The 16,883-nt window shown below is 67.4% G+C and carries 18 protein-coding genes; 5 read left to right on the plus strand and 13 right to left on the minus strand.

Annotation, left to right across the window (positions count from 1 at the left end; genetic code table 11):
- Positions 1-122 precede the first annotated feature (122 nt).
- The 4 genes from AC1DP9_RS05305 to AC1DP9_RS05320 form a co-directional block, all read right to left on the minus strand.
- Positions 123-731 carry a class I SAM-dependent methyltransferase gene (locus AC1DP9_RS05305; protein WP_477106793.1) on the minus strand — a complete coding sequence of 203 codons (609 nt, stop codon included), beginning with the start codon at positions 729-731 and terminating at the stop codon, positions 123-125.
- 6 nt (positions 732-737) lie between these two features.
- Positions 738-1,403 (minus strand): site-2 protease family protein, encoded by a 666-nt coding sequence (locus tag AC1DP9_RS05310; RefSeq protein ID WP_092292651.1) that lies wholly within the window; start codon positions 1,401-1,403, stop codon positions 738-740.
- Between the two features lie 67 nt (positions 1,404-1,470).
- On the minus strand, positions 1,471-2,106 hold the full coding sequence (locus AC1DP9_RS05315; protein ID WP_477106794.1) for an L-threonylcarbamoyladenylate synthase: 636 nt from the start codon (positions 2,104-2,106) through the stop codon (positions 1,471-1,473).
- 40 nt (positions 2,107-2,146) lie between these two features.
- Complete coding sequence (locus AC1DP9_RS05320) at positions 2,147-2,992, minus strand: 3',5'-nucleoside bisphosphate phosphatase (RefSeq protein ID WP_441592177.1); 846 nt, start codon at positions 2,990-2,992, stop codon at positions 2,147-2,149.
- Between the two features lie 151 nt (positions 2,993-3,143).
- On the opposite strand from AC1DP9_RS05320, the gene AC1DP9_RS05325 reads away from it, so the two are divergent.
- Positions 3,144-4,211, plus strand: a complete 1,068-nt coding sequence (locus AC1DP9_RS05325; RefSeq protein WP_477106795.1) for an NAD(P)/FAD-dependent oxidoreductase — start codon at positions 3,144-3,146, stop codon at positions 4,209-4,211.
- Positions 4,212-4,231: 20 nt separating this feature from the next.
- Here the strand turns inward: AC1DP9_RS05325 and AC1DP9_RS05330 are convergent, their stop codons facing one another.
- Complete coding sequence (locus AC1DP9_RS05330; protein WP_477106796.1) at positions 4,232-5,125, minus strand: alpha/beta fold hydrolase; 894 nt, start codon at positions 5,123-5,125, stop codon at positions 4,232-4,234.
- 159 nt (positions 5,126-5,284) lie between these two features.
- Between AC1DP9_RS05330 and AC1DP9_RS05335 the strand changes: the two genes are divergently transcribed.
- Positions 5,285-7,036 (plus strand): acetate--CoA ligase, encoded by a 1,752-nt coding sequence (locus AC1DP9_RS05335; protein WP_477106797.1) that lies wholly within the window; start codon positions 5,285-5,287, stop codon positions 7,034-7,036.
- Here the strand turns inward: AC1DP9_RS05335 and AC1DP9_RS05340 are convergent.
- A complete protein-coding gene (locus AC1DP9_RS05340) occupies positions 7,025-7,891 on the minus strand; it encodes a ferritin-like domain-containing protein (RefSeq protein WP_477106798.1) in 867 nt (288 codons plus the stop codon). The genes AC1DP9_RS05335 and AC1DP9_RS05340 overlap by 12 nt on opposite strands.
- A 169-nt stretch (positions 7,892-8,060) precedes the next feature.
- Between AC1DP9_RS05340 and AC1DP9_RS05345 the strand changes: the two genes are divergently transcribed.
- The 3 genes from AC1DP9_RS05345 to AC1DP9_RS05355 are packed head-to-tail and all read left to right on the plus strand — an operon-like array spanning position 8,061 to position 10,098.
- Entirely contained in the window at positions 8,061-8,585 is a 525-nt protein-coding gene (locus AC1DP9_RS05345; protein WP_092292639.1) for a gamma carbonic anhydrase family protein, read from the plus strand.
- A 60-nt stretch (positions 8,586-8,645) separates the two neighbouring features.
- Entirely contained in the window at positions 8,646-9,653 is a 1,008-nt protein-coding gene (gene hslO, locus AC1DP9_RS05350; protein ID WP_441592073.1) for an Hsp33 family molecular chaperone HslO, read from the plus strand.
- A 40-nt stretch (positions 9,654-9,693) separates the two neighbouring features.
- Positions 9,694-10,098: a hypothetical protein gene (locus tag AC1DP9_RS05355; RefSeq protein WP_477106799.1), complete on the plus strand. Its 405-nt coding sequence runs from the start codon at positions 9,694-9,696 to the stop codon at positions 10,096-10,098.
- 24 nt (positions 10,099-10,122) lie between these two features.
- Here the strand turns inward: AC1DP9_RS05355 and ftsB are convergent, their stop codons facing one another.
- From ftsB to AC1DP9_RS05390, 7 genes are all read right to left on the minus strand, one after another.
- Positions 10,123-10,464, minus strand: a complete 342-nt coding sequence (gene ftsB / locus AC1DP9_RS05360) for a cell division protein FtsB (RefSeq protein WP_092292635.1) — start codon at positions 10,462-10,464, stop codon at positions 10,123-10,125.
- Positions 10,465-10,628: 164 nt separating this feature from the next.
- Complete coding sequence (eno, locus tag AC1DP9_RS05365) at positions 10,629-11,918, minus strand: phosphopyruvate hydratase (protein ID WP_092292633.1); 1,290 nt, start codon at positions 11,916-11,918, stop codon at positions 10,629-10,631.
- A gap of 76 nt (positions 11,919-11,994) precedes the next feature.
- On the minus strand, positions 11,995-12,285 hold the full coding sequence (locus AC1DP9_RS05370) for a DUF1330 domain-containing protein (protein WP_092292631.1): 291 nt from the start codon (positions 12,283-12,285) through the stop codon (positions 11,995-11,997).
- A 125-nt stretch (positions 12,286-12,410) separates the two neighbouring features.
- On the minus strand, positions 12,411-13,280 hold the full coding sequence (kdsA, locus tag AC1DP9_RS05375) for a 3-deoxy-8-phosphooctulonate synthase (protein WP_477106800.1): 870 nt from the start codon (positions 13,278-13,280) through the stop codon (positions 12,411-12,413).
- A gap of 23 nt (positions 13,281-13,303) precedes the next feature.
- A complete protein-coding gene (locus AC1DP9_RS05380; RefSeq protein ID WP_477106801.1) occupies positions 13,304-14,962 on the minus strand; it encodes a CTP synthase in 1,659 nt (552 codons plus the stop codon).
- A 175-nt stretch (positions 14,963-15,137) separates the two neighbouring features.
- Positions 15,138-15,956: an alpha/beta fold hydrolase gene (locus AC1DP9_RS05385; protein WP_441592068.1), complete on the minus strand. Its 819-nt coding sequence runs from the start codon at positions 15,954-15,956 to the stop codon at positions 15,138-15,140.
- A 39-nt stretch (positions 15,957-15,995) separates the two neighbouring features.
- Entirely contained in the window at positions 15,996-16,799 is an 804-nt protein-coding gene (locus tag AC1DP9_RS05390) for a proteasome-type protease (RefSeq protein WP_177219875.1), read from the minus strand.
- Positions 16,800-16,883 lie beyond the last annotated feature (84 nt).

A 16,883-nucleotide genomic window follows, 5' to 3' on the forward strand; every position in this document is an offset into this window, starting at 1 on the left:
GATTGTACCGGAACCGTCAGCCGCTCCGGACTCCCCCGGGGTGAGGGGAAACATCAGGATTTTCAACGTGTGAAGCGCCCTGCGCGCTGACACGGGCCGGGCGCACCGCCCGACCGGCCAGCCTAGGGCCGCGCCGGCAGCCCGTAGCGCGGTGGCGCGGTGCCCGGCGCGCCGCCCGTGGACTCGCGCACGGCACAAATCCGCTGGACGAACGCCGTTTTCGGCACTTCTACCACCCCGTCCTCATACCCCACCACGCGCAGGGTTCCGCGCGCCATGTCGAGCAATTCGCCCGATTTCAGCAGGAAGTCGGGCCGGGACGGCTTGCCGACGGTTTCGTTACCAATTGCAAATGTTTCATAGATCAGCACCCCGGCAGGCGCCAGCGCCGCCAGCAGGTGCGGCCAGAGGGGGCGGTGCAGGTAGTTGGTGACCACGATGGCGTCCAGCGGCGCCCCGTCCGCCCCGTCCGCCCCGTCAGTCACGTCCCCCAGCGGCCAGCCGCCCTGCTCGAGATCGGCCACCCGGCCCACCACGCCGGCGGGCAGCCTCGCCACGGCCTCGGCGTCGCGATCCACGGCCAGCACGTCAAACCCCTGCCCCGCCAGCCAGGCCGCGTGGCGCCCGCTGCCACAGGCGAGATCGAGCACGCGGCCGCCCGGCCGGATCAGGTGGGCCCAGCGGGTCACCCACGACGAAGGCGCGCCCAGTGGCGCGTGCGCGAGCGTCATGGCGGCTTATTGCAGCAGGAGGATGATCGGCCGGAGCATCAGCTCGACCACCGACAGCAGCAGGCTCATCACCGGCTGCATCCAGACCCGCGTGATCACGCCCGCCGCCACCAGCGCCAGCACCACGAAGATGCCATACGGCTCGATGCGGCTGACGGCGGCCGCCACGCGCTGCGGCAGAAAGGCGGTCAGCACGCGTCCCCCGTCCAGCGGCGGGATCGGAAACAGGTTGAAGGCGGCCACGACCACGTTGACGATTACCCCGGCGCGCGCCATCTGGCCCCAGAACGGCTCCTGGACCTGCGCCCAGGCCAGCCCGATCACCACCAGCGCCCAGATGAACGCCTGCACGAGATTGCTGGCCGGGCCGGCCAGGGCCACCCACATGCCATGCCAGCGCGGGTTGCGCAGGTGGCCGAACACTACCGGAACCGGCTTGGCGAAGCCGAACACGAACTGCCCGGCGGTCAGGAAATACAGCAGCAGCGGCACCGCCACCGTGCCGATCGGGTCGATATGCCGGATCGGGTTCAGGCTGACGCGGCCGAGCCGGTAGGCCGTGTCGTCGCCGAAAAAGCGCGCCACATAGCCGTGGGCGGCCTCATGCAGCGTGATGGCGAACAAGACTGGCAGGGCGTAGACCGCAACGGTCTGGATGAGCGAGGAATCCATGTGCCCTATTCTATCCGTGCAATGGCGCCCGCAGGCTGTCCGGTTTGTGTCAAAGCGTGGCCGATTTTCAAAGCGTGGCGGACAGCCCGAAGCGTTCCACATCGCCCCGGCCCAGCCGCACCAGTTCCGGCTCGCCGCTGCTCAGGTCGATCACGGTGGTCGGCTGCGCCGGCGCCGGGCCGCCGTCCACCACCAGGTCGAGCTGTTTCTCCAGCCGGGCGCGGATTTCGGCCGGATCGTTCATGGGTTCGTCATCGCCGGGCATCTGGAGCGTGGCCGAGATCATCGGCTGGCCCAGTTCGGCCAGCAGCGCCAGCGGCACAGCATGGTCGGGCACGCGCACGCCGATGGTCTTGCGGGCCGGGTGCGACAGCCGGCGCGGCACTTCCTTGGTCGCCTCGAGGATGAACACGTACGGCCCCGGCGTGGCGCCCTTGATCCAGCGGTACTGGCGGTTATCCACGCGCGCGAAGTTGCCCAACTCGGACAGGTCGCTGCACATCAGGGTCAGATGGTGCTTGTCGTCGATGCCGCGCAGCCGGCGCAGTCGCTCCACGGCCGTCTTGTCGTCGAGCGGGCAGGCCAGCGCGTAGCTGGAGTCCGTCGGCAGCGCAATCAGCCCGCCCTGGCGCAGGATCTGCGCGGCTTGCTTGATCAGGCGCAGCTGCGGGTTGACCGGGTGAATCTCGAAGTACTGGGACATTCAGGGATCGTCGGGGGCGGAAGACGGGGCGGGCGGACGGCTACCAGTCGTGCCAGACCGGGGTAACGTCCGATGGCAGCGGCGGCAGCGTGCCGATATCGACCCGGCCCTCGCCGGGACCATGGAAATCCGACCCGCGCGAGGCCAACAGGCCGTAGTGGCGCGCCACATCGGCATAGCGGCGGAACTGGTCGGGCGTGTGGCTGCCGGTCACGACCTCCACGGCGCGGCCCCCCAGTTGGGTGAATTCGTCGAACAGCGCGTCGTGCTGGGTGGCCGTGTAGTTGTAGCGGCCCGGGTGGGCCATCACAGCGACGCCGCCGGCGTCACGGATCCAGCCGATTGCCTCGGACAGCTTCGACCAGCGGTGCGGCACGAAGCCGGGGCGGCCATCGGACAGATATTCGCTGAATACGTCGCTGATGGTCGCGCAATAGCCTTCATCCACCAGCCAACGCGCAAAATGGGTGCGCGAGATCAGGTCAGGATTGCCGACATGGCGCAGCGCGCCGGCGTAGGCATCGTGGATGCCGACCTTGGCCAGCGCCTCGCCGATATCCTGGGCGCGCCGGGCGCGGCCGTCGCGGGTTCGGGCCAGGCCGTCGATCAGGCCCGGATGGAAGGGATCGATCTGCAGGCCCACGATGTGCACGGTCTGGCCGGCCCAGGTGACCGAAATCTCCACGCCGGGCACATAGCGCATGCCGAGTGCCTCGGCGGCGTCGCGCGCCTCGCGCTGGCCGCCCACCTCGTCGTGGTCCGTCAACGCCCAGAAAGCCACGCCACCGGCATGGGCGCGCGCGGCCACGTCACGTGGCGCGAGCATCCCGTCGGACACGGTGGAGTGGCAGTGCAGATCGGCGTTGATGGCGTGCGGGTTTTGCATGGTCTTCATTCTACTCCTGGCAGGGTCTTTTAGCCCTGCCGCCAACGGTGGCGTGCCCGGATTCCCAAGGCACGCAAGGTATGATGGGGCCTTGTTCCGCTCCCCCATGCGCCGCGCGCCACCTGGCGCCCGCCGCGCACCTGCCTCGATCATGTCTTCCTCGCCTTCCCCACTCGCTCCCCAAGAAACCACGCAGACCGATGTGCTGATCGTCGGCGCCGGGCCGGTCGGCCTGTTCGCCGCGTTCCAGGCGGGCGTGCTGGGGCTCAAATGCGAGCTGATCGACGTGCTCGACCGGGCCGGCGGCCAGTGCACCGAGCTCTACCCCGAGAAGCCGATCTACGACATTCCGGCCGTGCCGGGCTGCCTGGCGCAGGACCTCGTGGACCGGCTGATGGAGCAATGCGCGCCGTTCGCGTTCCCGATGCACTTCAGCCAGCGCGCCGACAGCGTCAGCGAGCACGCCGGCGCCGACGGCCATCCGCGCCTGCTGGTCACCACCGACGCCGGCAAGCGTTTCGACGTGGCGGCAGTGCTGGTCTGCGCCGGCGCGGGGGCCTTCGCGCCGCAGCGCGTGGCGCTGCCCGAGGCCGCCGCGCTCGAGGACCGACACCTGCACTACGCCGTGCGCGACACCTCGCGCTTCGCCGGCCGCCGCGTGATCGTGGCTGGCGGCGGCGATTCGGCGCTCGACTGGGCGCTCGCGCTGCGCAAGGTGGCCGGGCGCGTGACGCTGCTGCACCGGCGCGAGGGCTTCCGCGCCGCCGACCACACCGTGGCGTCGATGCGCGCGGCAGTGGCGGCCGGCGAGATGGACTTCGTCGTCGGTATGCTCGGCGGCCTGCAGACCGATGACGCCGACCGGCTGACCGCCGCGACGATCAAAACCCGCGACGGCGAGCAGACGCTGCCCGCCGACGAACTCGTGGCGCTGTACGGACTGGTGTCCGAGCCGGGGCCGATTGCCCAGTGGGACATGGACATGCGCGCGGGCCGCATCATGGTGGACACCACCACCTATGAAAGCTCGCGCCGCGGCATCTTCGCGGCGGGCGACATCTGCTTCTATCCGAACAAGCAAAAGCTGATCCTCTCCGGCTTCCATGAGGCCGCGCTCGCGCTGCGCAAGGCGTACCACTACGCCTTGCCGGAGAAGTCGCTGGTGCACGTGCACACCAGCAACAACGCCGCGCTCAAGGAGAAGCTCACGCACGCGTGAGGCTTCATCCCGACTCGTCATCAAGCGAGAAATTCCTCGATCAGCTGCGCCACCACCTGCGGCTGGTCGTGGTGGAGCATGTGCCCGGCGTCATCCACCGTGACTTCGCGGAAGTCCGGGAAGGCGCGGAAGCGCTCTCGGAATTCGTCCAGCGGCTGCTTGTGGGCGATGTGCTGGAGCGTGGCGGAGTCCCGCGCCTCCACGTGTAGCACCGGGGCTTCCACCTTGGCCCAGATCGCCATGATTTCGTCGATCCGATACAGCATGGGATTGGTCATCTTGTGGGCCGCGTCGCCCAGGATCTCCCACCGGCCCTCGGCGTTGCGGCGCGACCAGTGCGCGGCCAGGAAGGCGGCGCGGTCGTCGGGCAGGCGCGGATTGGTCTTCTGCAGGCGCGCCGCCACGGCGGCCTCGCTCTCGTAGGTGCGCAGCTCCGGCTGCGCGCGCAGTTCGTCCAGCCAGCGCACCAGCCGGCCCGGCGCCTGGTCCGGTCGGGTGCGGGTCAGGCCGAAGCCCTCCAGATCCACCACGCGCCGCACGCGCTGCGGACGCACTCCCGCATAGATACAGACCACGTTGGCGCCCATGCTGTGGCCCACCAGATCCACCTGCCCTTCGGGCTGGTAGTGATCGAGCAGCGCCTCGAGGTCGGCCACGTAGTCCGGGAACCAGTAGGACGTGGTGCCCGGGTAGCGCGTCGGCAGGTCGGTCTCGCCGAAGCCGCGCCAGTCCATGGCGATCACGTGCCACTCGCGCTCCAGCGCATCGACGAGGAACTGGAACGAGGCGGCCACATCCATCCAGCCGTGCAGCATGAACAGCTTGGGCGCGCCGGGCGTGCCCCAGTGGCGAACGTGCGTGCGCAGGCCGCGCAGCGTGATAAATTCGGAACGCGAGGTTTCCGTGATGGTCATGGTGTCTCTACCCTTCTGTCTCTGTATTGCCAGGTCTTCTCGGGCGCGCGGCGGATGGGGGGCCGCGCGGCAGCCTGGATAAAAATAGAACGATCGTTCGCCTGGCCGATTATAGCGATCCGCCCGGCCTGACGCCGCAAAAACATCGGAGACAACCGGATGACCGCCTTGCCGGCTACACGCCGCGATGACTATCGCGCGCTTCATGACGCGTTCCGCTGGAACGTGCCCGAGCACTTCAACCTGGCCGATGTCTGCTGCGGCCGCTGGGCCCGAGACCCGGCCACCATGGACCGCGTGGCGGTCTACACCGAGCACGAGGACGGGCGCCGCGACGCCTACACCTACGCCCATATCCAGGCCGAGGCCAACCGGCTCTCCCGCGCGCTGCGCGCGCTGGGCGTGGGCCGGGGCGACCGCGTGGCCATCGTCATGCCCCAGCGCATCGAGACCGTGATCGCCGGCATGGCGGTCTACCAGCTGGGCGCCGTGGCCATGCCGCTGTCGATGCTGTTCGGCCCGGAGGCCCTCTCATACCGCATCGACCACAGCGAAACCCGCGTGGCGATTGCCGACGAGACCGCCATCGACAACCTGCTCGCCGCCCGCCCGGACTGCCCCACCCTGCGCACCGTGATTGGCGCCGGCGCCGCCACGGGCCGGGGCGACCTGGACTGGGACGCCCTGCTGGCCGCCCAACTGCCTACCTTCACGGCCGAGCAGACCAAGGCCGACGAAGCCGCCGTGCTGATCTACACCAGCGGCACCACCGGGCCGCCCAAAGGCGCGCTGCTGCCGCACCGGGCGCTGATCGGCAACCTGACCGGCTTCGTCTGCTCGCAGAACTGGTATCCGCAGGACGACGACGTGTTCTGGAGCCCGGCCGACTGGGCCTGGACCGGCGGCCTGTGGGATGCGCTGATGCCGGCGCTGTACTTCGGCAAGCCCATCGTCGGCTATCAGGGCCGGTTCTCCGCCGAACGTGCCTTCGAATTGCTCGAACGCTATGGCGTGACCAACACCTTCCTGTTCCCCACTGCGCTCAAGCAGATGATGAAGGCGTGCCCGGACCCGTCTGCGCGCTACCGGCTGAAGCTGCGCGCGGTCATGAGTGCCGGCGAGGCCGTGGGCGAGACCGTGTTCTCGTGGTGCCGCGACGCCCTCGGGGTCATCGTCAACGAGATGTTCGGCCAGACCGAGATCAACTACATCGTCGGCAACTGCACCGCGCAGTATGACGACGACCGCCTCGGCTGGCCGGCGCGGCCGGGCTCGATGGGCCGCCCCTACCCGGGCCACCGCGTGGCCGTGATCGACGACGAGGGCCGCCCCTGCGCGCCGGACGAGGACGGCGAGGTGGCGGTCTGCGCTACCGACATCCACGGGCATCCGGACCCGGTCTTCTTCCTCGGTTACTGGAAGAACGAGGCCGCCACGGCGGGCAAGTACACCGAGCTGGACGGCCTGCGCTGGTGCCGCACAGGCGACCTTGCCCGCATGGATGCGGACGGTTATCTCTGGTATCAGGGCCGGGCGGACGACGTGTTCAAGTCGTCGGGCTATCGGATTGGGCCGAGCGAGATCGAAAACTGCCTGCTCAAGCACCCGGCGGTGTCGAACTGTGCGGTGGTGCCGTCGCCGGACCCCGAGCGCGGGGCCATCGTCAAGGCGTTCATCGTACTGACCCCGGCCGTGGCGCGCTCGTTCGACAACGACGCCGCGCTGATCGCCGAATTGCAGCAGCATGTTCGGGGACAGCTAGCCCCCTATGAGTATCCCAAGGCGATTGAATTCATCGATCAACTGCCGATGACGACCACCGGCAAGATCCAGCGGCGGGTGTTGCGACTGCAGGAGCAGGAGAAAGCGAAAGCAGCCGCGGGGGCGCCGGCGCCCACCTCAGCCGGCTGAGGCTTCCAGCCAGGCCAGTTCGTCCTCGTCGAAGCCCGCCGCGCGGCGGGCTTCGAGGTTGAACGGGCCGCGCAGCCGGGGCGCGCGGTACTGCTCGGACAGCACCGCGTAGGTCGGCACGGGGTCCAGCCCGCGCTGCGCGCACAGCCACCGATACCAGTGGTTGCCGATGGCCACGTGCCCCACTTCATCGCGCAGAATGATGTCGATGATGGCGGCGGCGGCCTCGTCGCCGGCCTCGGCCAGCTTCGCCCGCACCGGCGGCGAGGCGTCCAGCCCGCGTGCCTCGAGCGTGCGCGGCACCAGCGCCATGCGCGCCAGCACGTCGCCGGCGGTCTTGTCGCACATCTCCCACAAGCTGTTATGCGCCGGGAAGTCGCCATATTCGGCGCCCAGCGTGCTCAGATGGTCGGCCAGCAGCGTGAAATGCAGGGCCTCCTCGCTCGCCACCTGGAGCCAGTCGCGATAGAAACGCGGCGGCATGCCGGCAAAACGCCACGCGGCATCCAGCGCGAGGTTGATCGCGTTGAATTCGATATGGCACAGGGCATGAATCATCGCCGCCCGCCCCGCCGGGGTGCGCAGGGAGCGGCGGCGCTCCACCTTCTGGGGCGGCACCAGTTCCGGGCGCGCGGGCCGGCCCGGCAAGGCCAGGCCGGCAGCGGGAGCGAGTGCCGTATCCGTATCGCCGATGCCCTGCCCGGCCGTTTCTGCGGCCACCACGGCCTCGAACAGCGCCCGCGCCGCATCGGCCTTCGCCCTGGCATCGGTCATGCATAGCACTTCCAGCGCGCGGTGGCGTAGCAGGCGGGCATGCGGCAAATCGAGGCCGGCGGCGGGTGCGGTGACTGGCATAGGCGTAAAATTCCGGGGAGTCGCCATTGTAGAGCGTCGCAGCGTGTCACCACGCCGGTTCGCCGGGGTGCGCGCGCCCTTCAGTGCTCTTTTAATCGCGGCGGCCATCCCCAATTACCTCAGATCGCATCATCAGCCCCACTGCCTCAGGCAGGACCCAGGAGACCCCATGGCGCTTTACCAGATCGGCGACCTCGCCCCGACCATCCACAGCGATGCCTACGTGGCCGTCGAAGCCACCATCATCGGCAACGTGACGCTCAAGGCGCGCGCAAGCGCCTGGCCCGGCGTGGTGATCCGTGGCGACAACGAACCGATCGTGGTGGGCGAAGACACCAACATCCAGGAAGGCTCCGTGCTCCATACCGATCCGGGCGCGCCGCTGACGCTGGGCGACAAGGTGTCCGTCGGCCATCAGGCCATGCTGCACGGCTGCACCGTGGGCGAAGGGTCGCTGATCGGCATCCAGGCCGTGGTACTGAACCGCGCCGTGATCGGCAAGGAATGCCTGGTTGGCGCCGGCGCCGTGGTGACCGAGGGCAAGGTGTTCCCGGACCGCTCGCTGATCCTGGGCGCGCCGGCCAAGGTCGTGCGCGAGCTGACCGATGCCGACGTGGCCAACCTCTACCGCAACGCCGAGACCTACGCGAAGCGCCAGGCGATGTACAAGACCGACCTGAAGCGCATCGACTGATGACATACCAGCGCGCGGCCCCGCCCGCGCGCCCGCAACCCGCGCCTTACCGCTAGATAGATGACGAACGTGACCGCAACCTCGAATCCCGACACCCTTCAGAAATTCCTGTTCGACGCCGCCCCGGTGCGCGGCGAACTGGTCCGCATGGAGGCCACCTGGCAAGAGGTGCTCAACCGCCATGCCTATCCGGCGCCGGTGCGGCGCCTGCTGGGCGAGATGATGGCGGCGGCGGCGCTGCTGTCAGCCAATCTCAAGTTCAACGGGGCACTCGTCATGCAGCTGCATGGCGACGGCCCGGTGCGGATGCTGGTGGTGGAATGCCTGTCGGACCTCTCGATGCGCGCCACGGCCAAGATCGCCGAAGACGTCGAGATCGCCGACGACGCCACGCTCAGGCAGATGGTGAACGTGCACGGCCAGGGCCGCTTTGCGATCACGCTCGACCCGCAGGACAAGCTGCCGGGCCAGCAGGCCTATCAGGGCATCGTCCCGCTGTCGGACGAGCACGGCCCGCTGTCGTCGATCGGCGCGGTGCTGGAGCATTACATGCAGGCGTCCGAGCAGCTCGACACGCGCCTGTGGCTCGCCTCGAACGACCAGGTGGCGGCCGGCATGCTACTGCAGAAGTTGCCGTCGTACGGCGGCACGATGGAAGTGGGCGAGACCGGCGCGGCACTTGACGAGGCTGGCCGCGCGCAGGACCTCGACACCTGGGACCGCGCCTGCCAGCTCGGCGCCACGCTCAAGGACGAGGAGTTGCTGGTGGAGTCGCCGGACACGCTGCTGCGCCGCCTGTTCTGGGAAGACCTGCAGGCCACCGGGCTGCGCGTCTTCGAGCCGATGACGCCGCATTTTCAGTGCTCGTGCTCGCGCGCCAAGGTGGCGGGCATGCTCCAGTCGCTGGGCCAGGCCGAGGTGGAGAGCATCATCGCCGAGCGCGGCCACGTGGAGATCCACTGCGACTTCTGCGGCCAGCGCTATGAATTCGACCCCGTGGACAGCGCCCAGCTGTTCACCGCGCCCGTGGCCACCGGTGCCGGCGACGGCGCGCACCAGCAACACTGAGCCGCCCCCGCCCGGAATCCATGATTTGAGGACAACCGCCATGCAAGCCGACCATCGCCCCCGCTCCTCCTGTTCCCGCCTCGGGCCGGCGGACGCTGTGGCGATGCTGGCCATGGCGCTGCTGGCAGGCTGCGCGTCTCCCGTGCCGCGCGATATCAACGGCTCGCCGGCCACGGCCCGGCTGATGCCCAACGGCGTGCCGCCAGCACCGATCACGCCCGAGGAAAGCCAGTCGCTGACGCAACTGAACCAGCAGATCCTGCGCGACCAGGAAGCGGCTATCGCCCGGCAGCAGCAGGCCGAGGCATGGGCGTACGCCTATCCGAACACGAACTGGAGTCTGTACTACGGTGGGTGGGGTGGCGGCCGCTGGGGCGGCGGCGTGGGCGTGAGCAGCCCGGGATACTGGGGTGGCGGCTGGGGTGGCTACCCGTATGGGTGGTAGGCCGATAAACGCGTCGAAGCCGACTCAGTGACCGCCCTTGCCGGCAACGGAATTCGGCGGCGGCGGTAGCGGCGGCGTGGCGCTGACCTTCGGGGCCGGGGCCACGAACTGCACGAACACCTCGCTCTCCTTCACCATGCCCAGCTCGTAGCGGGCACGTTCCTCGATCGCACCGGTGCCGTCCTGGAGGTCGCTGACTTCCCCTTCCAGCTTGGCATTGCGAAGCTTGAGCGCCTGATTGTGGGTGGTCTGTTCCTGCACCTGGCGGTTCAGGTCCCATACGCGCAGCCAGCCGCCCTTCCCCAGCCAGAGCGGATACTGGATGGCGAGCAGCAGCACGAACAGCAGCAGGGAAATCAGACGCATTGGGGCAAATTGGATATCGTCAGATTGACGACCGCCACAATGATCCCTTATGCGGCCGAAGAATGCAAAATTATCGGCCTGAAAAAACGCAACACTCTGCAACACGAACGTGTCGCGGCGGGGGGATCTCCCCGCTCCCGGGGCGGGAGGGGGAGATTCGGGACTTAGCGCAGGTTGTAGAACGCGCTCTTGCCCGGGTACGTAGCGATGTCACCGAGGTCTTCCTCGATGCGCAGCAGCTGGTTGTACTTCGAGATACGGTCCGAACGCGACAGCGAGCCGGTCTTGATCTGGCCAGCGTTGGTGCCCACGGCGATGTCGGCAATCGTGCTGTCCTCGGTCTCGCCCGAGCGGTGCGAGATCACGGCCGTGTAACCGGCGCGCTTGGCCATCTCGATGGCGGCGAAGGTCTCGGTCAGCGTGCCGATCTGGTTGATCTTGATCAGGATCGAGTTGCCGATGCCCTTGTCGATGCCTTCCTTCAGGATCTTCGTGTTGGTCACGAACAGGTCGTCACCCACCAGCTGGATGCGCTCGCCCAGCTTCTCGGTCAGCGTCTTCCAGCCTTCCCAGTCGCCCTCGGCCATGCCGTCCTCGATCGAGACGATCGGGAACTTGTCGCACAGGTTGGCCAGGTAGTCGGCGAATTGCGTCGACGACAGCTTCAGGCCTTCGCCTTCCAGCTGGTAGACGTCCTCGGCCTCGTGGTAGAACTCGGTGGCGGCGCAGTCCAGCGCCAGCAGCACGTCTTCGCCGGCCTTGTAGCCAGCCTTCTCGATGGCCTGCACCACCGTGTTCAGGCATTCCTCGTTCGACGAGAAATTCGGCGCGAAGCCGCCTTCGTCGCCCACCGCCGTGGACATGCCCTTGTCGGCCAGGATCTTCTTGAGCGCGTGGAAGACTTCGGCGCCGCAGCGCAGGGCTTCACGGAAGCTGGTCTGCGAGACCGGCATGATCATGAATTCCTGGATATCCAGGCTGTTGTTGGCGTGCGCGCCACCGTTGACGATGTTCATCATCGGCACCGGCATCTGCATCGCGCCCGAACCGCCGAAGTAGCGGTACAGCGGCAGGCCGGCTTCCTCGGCAGCGGCCTTGGCCACGGCCATCGACACGGCCAGCATGGCGTTGGCGCCCAGGCGGCCCTTGTTCTCGGTGCCGTCCAGCTCGATCAGCGTGCGGTCCAGGAACGCCTGTTCGGAGGCGTCCAGGCCCATGATGGCTTCGGAGATCTCGGTGTTGATGTGCTCGACGGCCTTCAGCACGCCCTTGCCCAGGTAACGCGACTTGTCGCCGTCACGCAGCTCGATGGCCTCCCGCGAGCCCGTGGACGCGCCCGACGGCACGGCCGCACGGCCCATCACGCCGGATTCCAGCAGCACGTCGCACTCGACGGTGGGGTTGCCACGCGAGTCGAGAACTTCGCGACCGATGATATCTACGATTGCACTCATATTTCCTCTCTGGACTGTTGAATCTGGTGACTGCGCAAGAATGCCCGCCAACCGTGACAAATCATGCCGACGATGGTCAGGCGCCCTCGACAACGATCATGTTCATCTTCGCCGCGTGCGCGCGCGACTCCCGCGCGGCCAGGTACTCCTCGCTCGCGTAGAAGGTCTTGGCGGCCTCATAGCTCGGGAATTTCAGCAGCACGACGCGCGTGGGCGCCCATTCCCCCTCGAGCGGCTCGGTCTTGCCGCCGCGCACGAGCACCTCGGCGCCGTGCGCCTGCATGGCGCGCGTGGAAAGCACCTTGTACTGCTCGTATTGCTGGGGGTCTGTCACGTCGACGTACGCGATGATAAAGCCGGCGGCCATGGGCGATCTCCGAATCTTTTGTATTGTCTTTCGATACGGCGCGTCACGGTCGGTGCAGGATGGACCATGCGGGCCGGAAACGATTCCGCCCGCGACAGGCGCGGGCGGTCATTGCCAACACTGGCTCAGGCGCAGGCCGGCCAGCTGAAGTTGTCTTCGAGGAAGCCGGCGCGCTTGGTCAGCGCATCGAGATCCTTGAGGACCGACAGCAATTCCTTCATCCGCGACAGCGGCACGGCGTTAGGGCCGTCCGACATCGCCTTGCTCGGGTCCGGGTGCGTTTCCATGAACAGGCCGGCCACGCCGGTCGCCACGGCGGCACGCGACAGCACCGGCACGAACTCGCGCTGGCCGCCCGAACTCGTGCCCTGCCCGCCCGGCAACTGCACCGAGTGCGTGGCGTCGAACACCACCGGGGCGGCGGTCTCGCGCATGATCGCCAGCGAGCGCATGTCCGAGACCAGATTGTTGTAGCCGAAGGAGACACCGCGCTCGCAGGCCATGAACACATCGTCGGGCAGACCGGCCTCGCGGGCCGCGTCACGTGCCTTATCGATCACGTTCTTCATGTCGTGCGGCGCCAGGAACTGGCCCTTCTTGATGTTCACCGGCTTGCCGCTCTGCGCGCAGGCACGGATGAAATCAGTCTGGCGGCACAGGAAGGCCGGCGTCTGGAGGACGTCCACCACGGCGGCGACGGGCTTGATCTCGTCGACCTCGTGGATGTCCGTGAGCACCGGCACGCCGATCTCGCGCTTCACGGTGGCCAGGATCTCCAGACCCTTTTCCATGCCGAGACCGCGGAACGACTTGCCCGACGACCGGTTGGCCTTGTCGAACGACGACTTGTAGATGAACGGAATGCCCAGCGCCGACGTGATTTCCTTGAGCTGGCCGGCCGTGTCCAGCGCCATCTGCTCGGACTCGATCACGCACGGCCCGGAAATCAGGAAGAACGGCTGGTCGAGGCCGACATCGAATCCACACAGTTTCATGGCTGCTCCTTCTCTAGGCGCGCTCAGGCGGACTTGCCCTTGCGCTGCTGGCTGGCCAGCGCGCCTTCCACGTAGGCCTTGAACAGCGGATGGCCGTCACGCGGCGTGGACGTGAATTCCGGGTGGAACTGCACGCCGACGAACCACGGGTGGAGGCTCTCGGGCAGTTCCATCATCTCCGGCAGATTTTCCGTCGGGGTACGGGCCGAAATCACCATGCCCGCGCCCTCAAGCTGCGGCACGTAGTGATTGTTGACTTCGTAACGATGGCGATGGCGCTCGTTCACTTCTTCGCCATAGATCTGGGCGGCCTTGGTGCCGGGCTTCACCGGTACGCGCTGGGCGCCCAGGCGCATCGTGCCGCCGAGGTCGGAATCGGCCGAGCGCTGCTCGACCTTGCCTTCGCGGTCCAGCCATTCGGTGATCAGCGCGACCACCGGATGCTCGGTCTCGAGGTTGAACTCGGTCGAGTTGGCATCGGCCATGTTCGCCACGTGGCGGGCAAACTCGATCACGGCCAGCTGCATGCCCAGGCAGATGCCCAGGTACGGCACCTTGTTCTCGCGGGCGTACTGGATCGCGCGGATCTTGCCTTCCGTGCCGCGCTTGCCGAAGCCGCCCGGCACCAGGATGGCGTCCAGCGGCTGGAGCACTTCCAGATGGCCGGATTCCAGTTCCTCGGAATCGATGTACTCGATGTTCACACGCGTGGCGGTATGCATGCCGGCGTGGCGCAGTGCCTCGATCAGCGACTTGTACGACTCGGTCAGGTCGACGTACTTGCCGACCATGCCGATCGTGATTTCGTGCTCGGGGTTTTCTTGCGCGTTGACCAGCTTCTGCCACATCGACAGATCGGCCGGCTTCGGATCCAGGCGCAGTTCCTCGCAGATCAGGCGGTCCAGGCCCTGCTCGTTGAGCATCTGCGGGATCTTGTAGATGCTGTCGGCATCCCAGACCGAGATCACGGCTTCCTGCGGGATGTTGGCGAACAGCGAGATCTTGGCGCGCTCGTCGTCCGGAATCGGGCGGTCGGCGCGGCACAGCAGCGCCGTCGGCGAAATGCCGATTTCGCGCAGCTTCTGCACCGAGTGCTGGGTCGGCTTGGTCTTCAGCTCGCCGGCGCTGGCGATGAACGGCACCAGCGTCAGGTGCACGAAGGCGCAGTGGTTGCGGCCCATGCGCAGGCTCATCTGGCGCGCAGCCTCGAGGAACGGCAGGGATTCGATATCCCCCACCGTGCCGCCGATTTCCACCAGCGCCACGTCAGCCTTGCCCTCGTGCGAGGCGGCCGCGCCGCGCTCCACGAATGCCTGGATCTCGTTGGTGATATGGGGGATGACCTGCACGGTCTTGCCCAGATACTCGCCCCGGCGTTCCTTGCGGATCACCGATTCGTAGATCTGACCAGTCGTGAAGTTGTTCGATTTCCGCATCTTGGCGGAAACGAAGCGCTCATAGTGGCCCAGGTCGAGGTCGGTTTCCGCGCCATCTTCGGTCACGAACACCTCGCCGTGCTGGAAGGGGCTCATCGTGCCGGGATCGACGTTGATGTAGGGATCGAGCTTGAGGAGGGTGACTTTGAGGCCGCGCGACTCGAGAATGGCCGCGAGCGAAGCAGCAGCGATGCCCTTGCCGAGAGAAGAGACGACGCCACCGGTGACGAAGACGAATTTGGTCATAAACCGAGCTTGCCGGGGAAATCGGGATTATACATGAGCGGCCGTCCCGCGCGGCCCCGGAAATTGTGACAGCCGGGGTGAAACCCCGCGGGGTGCTACCCGGTTGCGCCGCATTGCACCTCCTTGCGCCCAATCCGCCGCACGGGCGCCGCCCTGCCCGCCTGCTAACCGGCGTCTACCGCGATTCCTGCCGGATCTTGCCGATCAGGTCACGCACCAGCGCGGCGGTTTCGAGCGGCTTTTCCATCGGATAAAGATGGCCGCCCTCGATGAAGCGCAGGTGCTCGCCCACCAGCCGGCGCGTGGCGCCCAGGCCGCACTGACGCACCTCGCGCGAGCGCGTGCCGGCGACGAAGCCCACCGGCACCGGCGCGCCCTGCGACACCTTGCGCCCCAGGCTGGTCGGCAGGGTCCGGTAGATCTTGTATTCCACCTCGCGGTCGAAGCGCAGCCGCCGCTCGCCAGCGTGGCCGGTCGGCTCGGTGCCATGCTCGGCGTAGTCGCTCAGGACCTCGGGGTCCCATATCGCGAAATTCTTCTTGGAGAGGAAGTGATGACGCACTGCCTCGGCGTCTGGCCAATGGGTGCGGCGGTTCTTCGTCACGGCCGCCGGACCAGGCTTTTCGTCGAGGCCGAATATCTGCGAGAAACGCAGCAGCCCGGCGCGCCAGCCGGCAATCACCGGCGAGTCGAGCATGACCACCCCGCGCACCCGCGCGGGCCGGCGCAGCGCGGCCATCAGGGACAAGAAGCCGCCCAGCGAATGGCCGACCAGCCACACCGGGCGCTCGGTGCCATCACGCGTGGCGCGGTCCAGCTCGTCTAGCAATTCCTCCACGAGATGCGGCCACTCGCGCGTGACCGGGTATTTCGGGTCATGGCCGTAGCGCTCCACGGCGCGGATATCGAAATCGTCTTCCAGTGCACCGAACAGCTTCCGATACGTGCGCACCGGGAAGCCGTTGGCGTGCGAAAACAGCAGGATGTCGCGCATGCGGCGTCTTGGGAGGGTGGAATGCCGGGGAAGCGGCGATCAGTGTTCGCGGCGGGCCCGGACCGGCTGGCCCCAGCGGTCGGCGTCATCGCGCGCGAGCGGGAATTCCGCCGGCTCCGCCGCATCCCACTCGGGGTTGCAGATCTCGCCGAACACCTGGCGCAGGCGGTGGCCCCACGTGTCGCGAATCATGCGGAAGTAGGCGTTGCGTTCGTCGATACTGACGAAGCGAGTCACGCGCAGCGCGTCGGCCTCATAGACCAGCAGGTCCAGCGGCAGGCCCACGGAGATATTCGATTTCAGCGTCGAGTCCATCGAGATCAGCGCGCACTTGGCGGCCTCGCCCAGCGGCAGCGACGGCGACACCACGCGGTCGATGATCGGCTTGCCGTACTTGGCCTCGCCAATCTGGAAATAGCAATTTTCCGGTGTCGATTCGACGAAGTTGCCGGCCGCATAGATATTGAACAGGCGCGGCCGCTCACCGCGAATCTGACCGCCGAAGACCAGACTCACGTTGAATTCGATGCCGGCATCGCGCAGCGCATGGGCATCGCGCTTGTGCACGGCGCGCACGGCGTCGCCGACGATGGTAGCGGCCTCGAACATGTCCCGCGCGGTCCACAGCGAGCGCTTCTCGTCGCGGCCCTCTGCCAGGCATTGGCGCACCGACTGACTGATCGCGAGGTTGCCGGCGGTCATCATCACCATCACGCGGTCGCCCGGCTCTTCGAACACGGTCATCTTGCGGGCCGTGGAAATGGCGTCCACGCCGGCGTTGGTGCGGGAATCTGACAGGAATACCAGGCCGGCATCCAGCCGCATGGCTACACAGTACGTCATGGGAATCTTGTTGGTTTTTGGCCGCGCGCCGGCTCGGCGGCGCGCTCAGGGGCAAGCTTGCATTCTAGCGCCCTAGCGCGGCGC

The sequence above is a fragment of the Cupriavidus sp. 01L43 genome, assembly GCF_056399925.1.

Excerpts from the sequence above, each read along its gene's own strand:
- AC1DP9_RS05325 (WP_477106795.1), top strand. The coding sequence starts at position 3,144 with ATGTCTTCCTCGCCTTCCCCACTCGCTCCCCAAGAAACCACGCAGACC.
- hslO (WP_441592073.1), top strand. The coding sequence starts at position 8,646 with ATGACGAACGTGACCGCAACCTCGAATCCCGACACCCTTCAGAAATTC.
- AC1DP9_RS05345 (WP_092292639.1), top strand. The coding sequence starts at position 8,061 with ATGGCGCTTTACCAGATCGGCGACCTCGCCCCGACCATCCACAGCGAT.
- AC1DP9_RS05340 (WP_477106798.1), bottom strand. The coding sequence starts at position 7,891 with ATGCCAGTCACCGCACCCGCCGCCGGCCTCGATTTGCCGCATGCCCGC.
- eno (WP_092292633.1), bottom strand. The coding sequence starts at position 11,918 with ATGAGTGCAATCGTAGATATCATCGGTCGCGAAGTTCTCGACTCGCGT.
- AC1DP9_RS05335 (WP_477106797.1), top strand. The coding sequence starts at position 5,285 with ATGACCGCCTTGCCGGCTACACGCCGCGATGACTATCGCGCGCTTCAT.
- ftsB (WP_092292635.1), bottom strand. The coding sequence starts at position 10,464 with ATGCGTCTGATTTCCCTGCTGCTGTTCGTGCTGCTGCTCGCCATCCAG.
- AC1DP9_RS05385 (WP_441592068.1), bottom strand. The coding sequence starts at position 15,956 with ATGCGCGACATCCTGCTGTTTTCGCACGCCAACGGCTTCCCGGTGCGC.
- AC1DP9_RS05370 (WP_092292631.1), bottom strand. The coding sequence starts at position 12,285 with ATGGCCGCCGGCTTTATCATCGCGTACGTCGACGTGACAGACCCCCAG.
- AC1DP9_RS05355 (WP_477106799.1), top strand. The coding sequence starts at position 9,694 with ATGCAAGCCGACCATCGCCCCCGCTCCTCCTGTTCCCGCCTCGGGCCG.
- AC1DP9_RS05315 (WP_477106794.1), bottom strand. The coding sequence starts at position 2,106 with ATGTCCCAGTACTTCGAGATTCACCCGGTCAACCCGCAGCTGCGCCTG.
- AC1DP9_RS05305 (WP_477106793.1), bottom strand. The coding sequence starts at position 731 with ATGACGCTCGCGCACGCGCCACTGGGCGCGCCTTCGTCGTGGGTGACC.
- AC1DP9_RS05330 (WP_477106796.1), bottom strand. The coding sequence starts at position 5,125 with ATGACCATCACGGAAACCTCGCGTTCCGAATTTATCACGCTGCGCGGC.
- AC1DP9_RS05320 (WP_441592177.1), bottom strand. The coding sequence starts at position 2,992 with ATGCAAAACCCGCACGCCATCAACGCCGATCTGCACTGCCACTCCACC.
- AC1DP9_RS05380 (WP_477106801.1), bottom strand. The coding sequence starts at position 14,962 with ATGACCAAATTCGTCTTCGTCACCGGTGGCGTCGTCTCTTCTCTCGGC.
- AC1DP9_RS05390 (WP_177219875.1), bottom strand. The coding sequence starts at position 16,799 with ATGACGTACTGTGTAGCCATGCGGCTGGATGCCGGCCTGGTATTCCTG.
- kdsA (WP_477106800.1), bottom strand. The coding sequence starts at position 13,280 with ATGAAACTGTGTGGATTCGATGTCGGCCTCGACCAGCCGTTCTTCCTG.
- AC1DP9_RS05310 (WP_092292651.1), bottom strand. The coding sequence starts at position 1,403 with ATGGATTCCTCGCTCATCCAGACCGTTGCGGTCTACGCCCTGCCAGTC.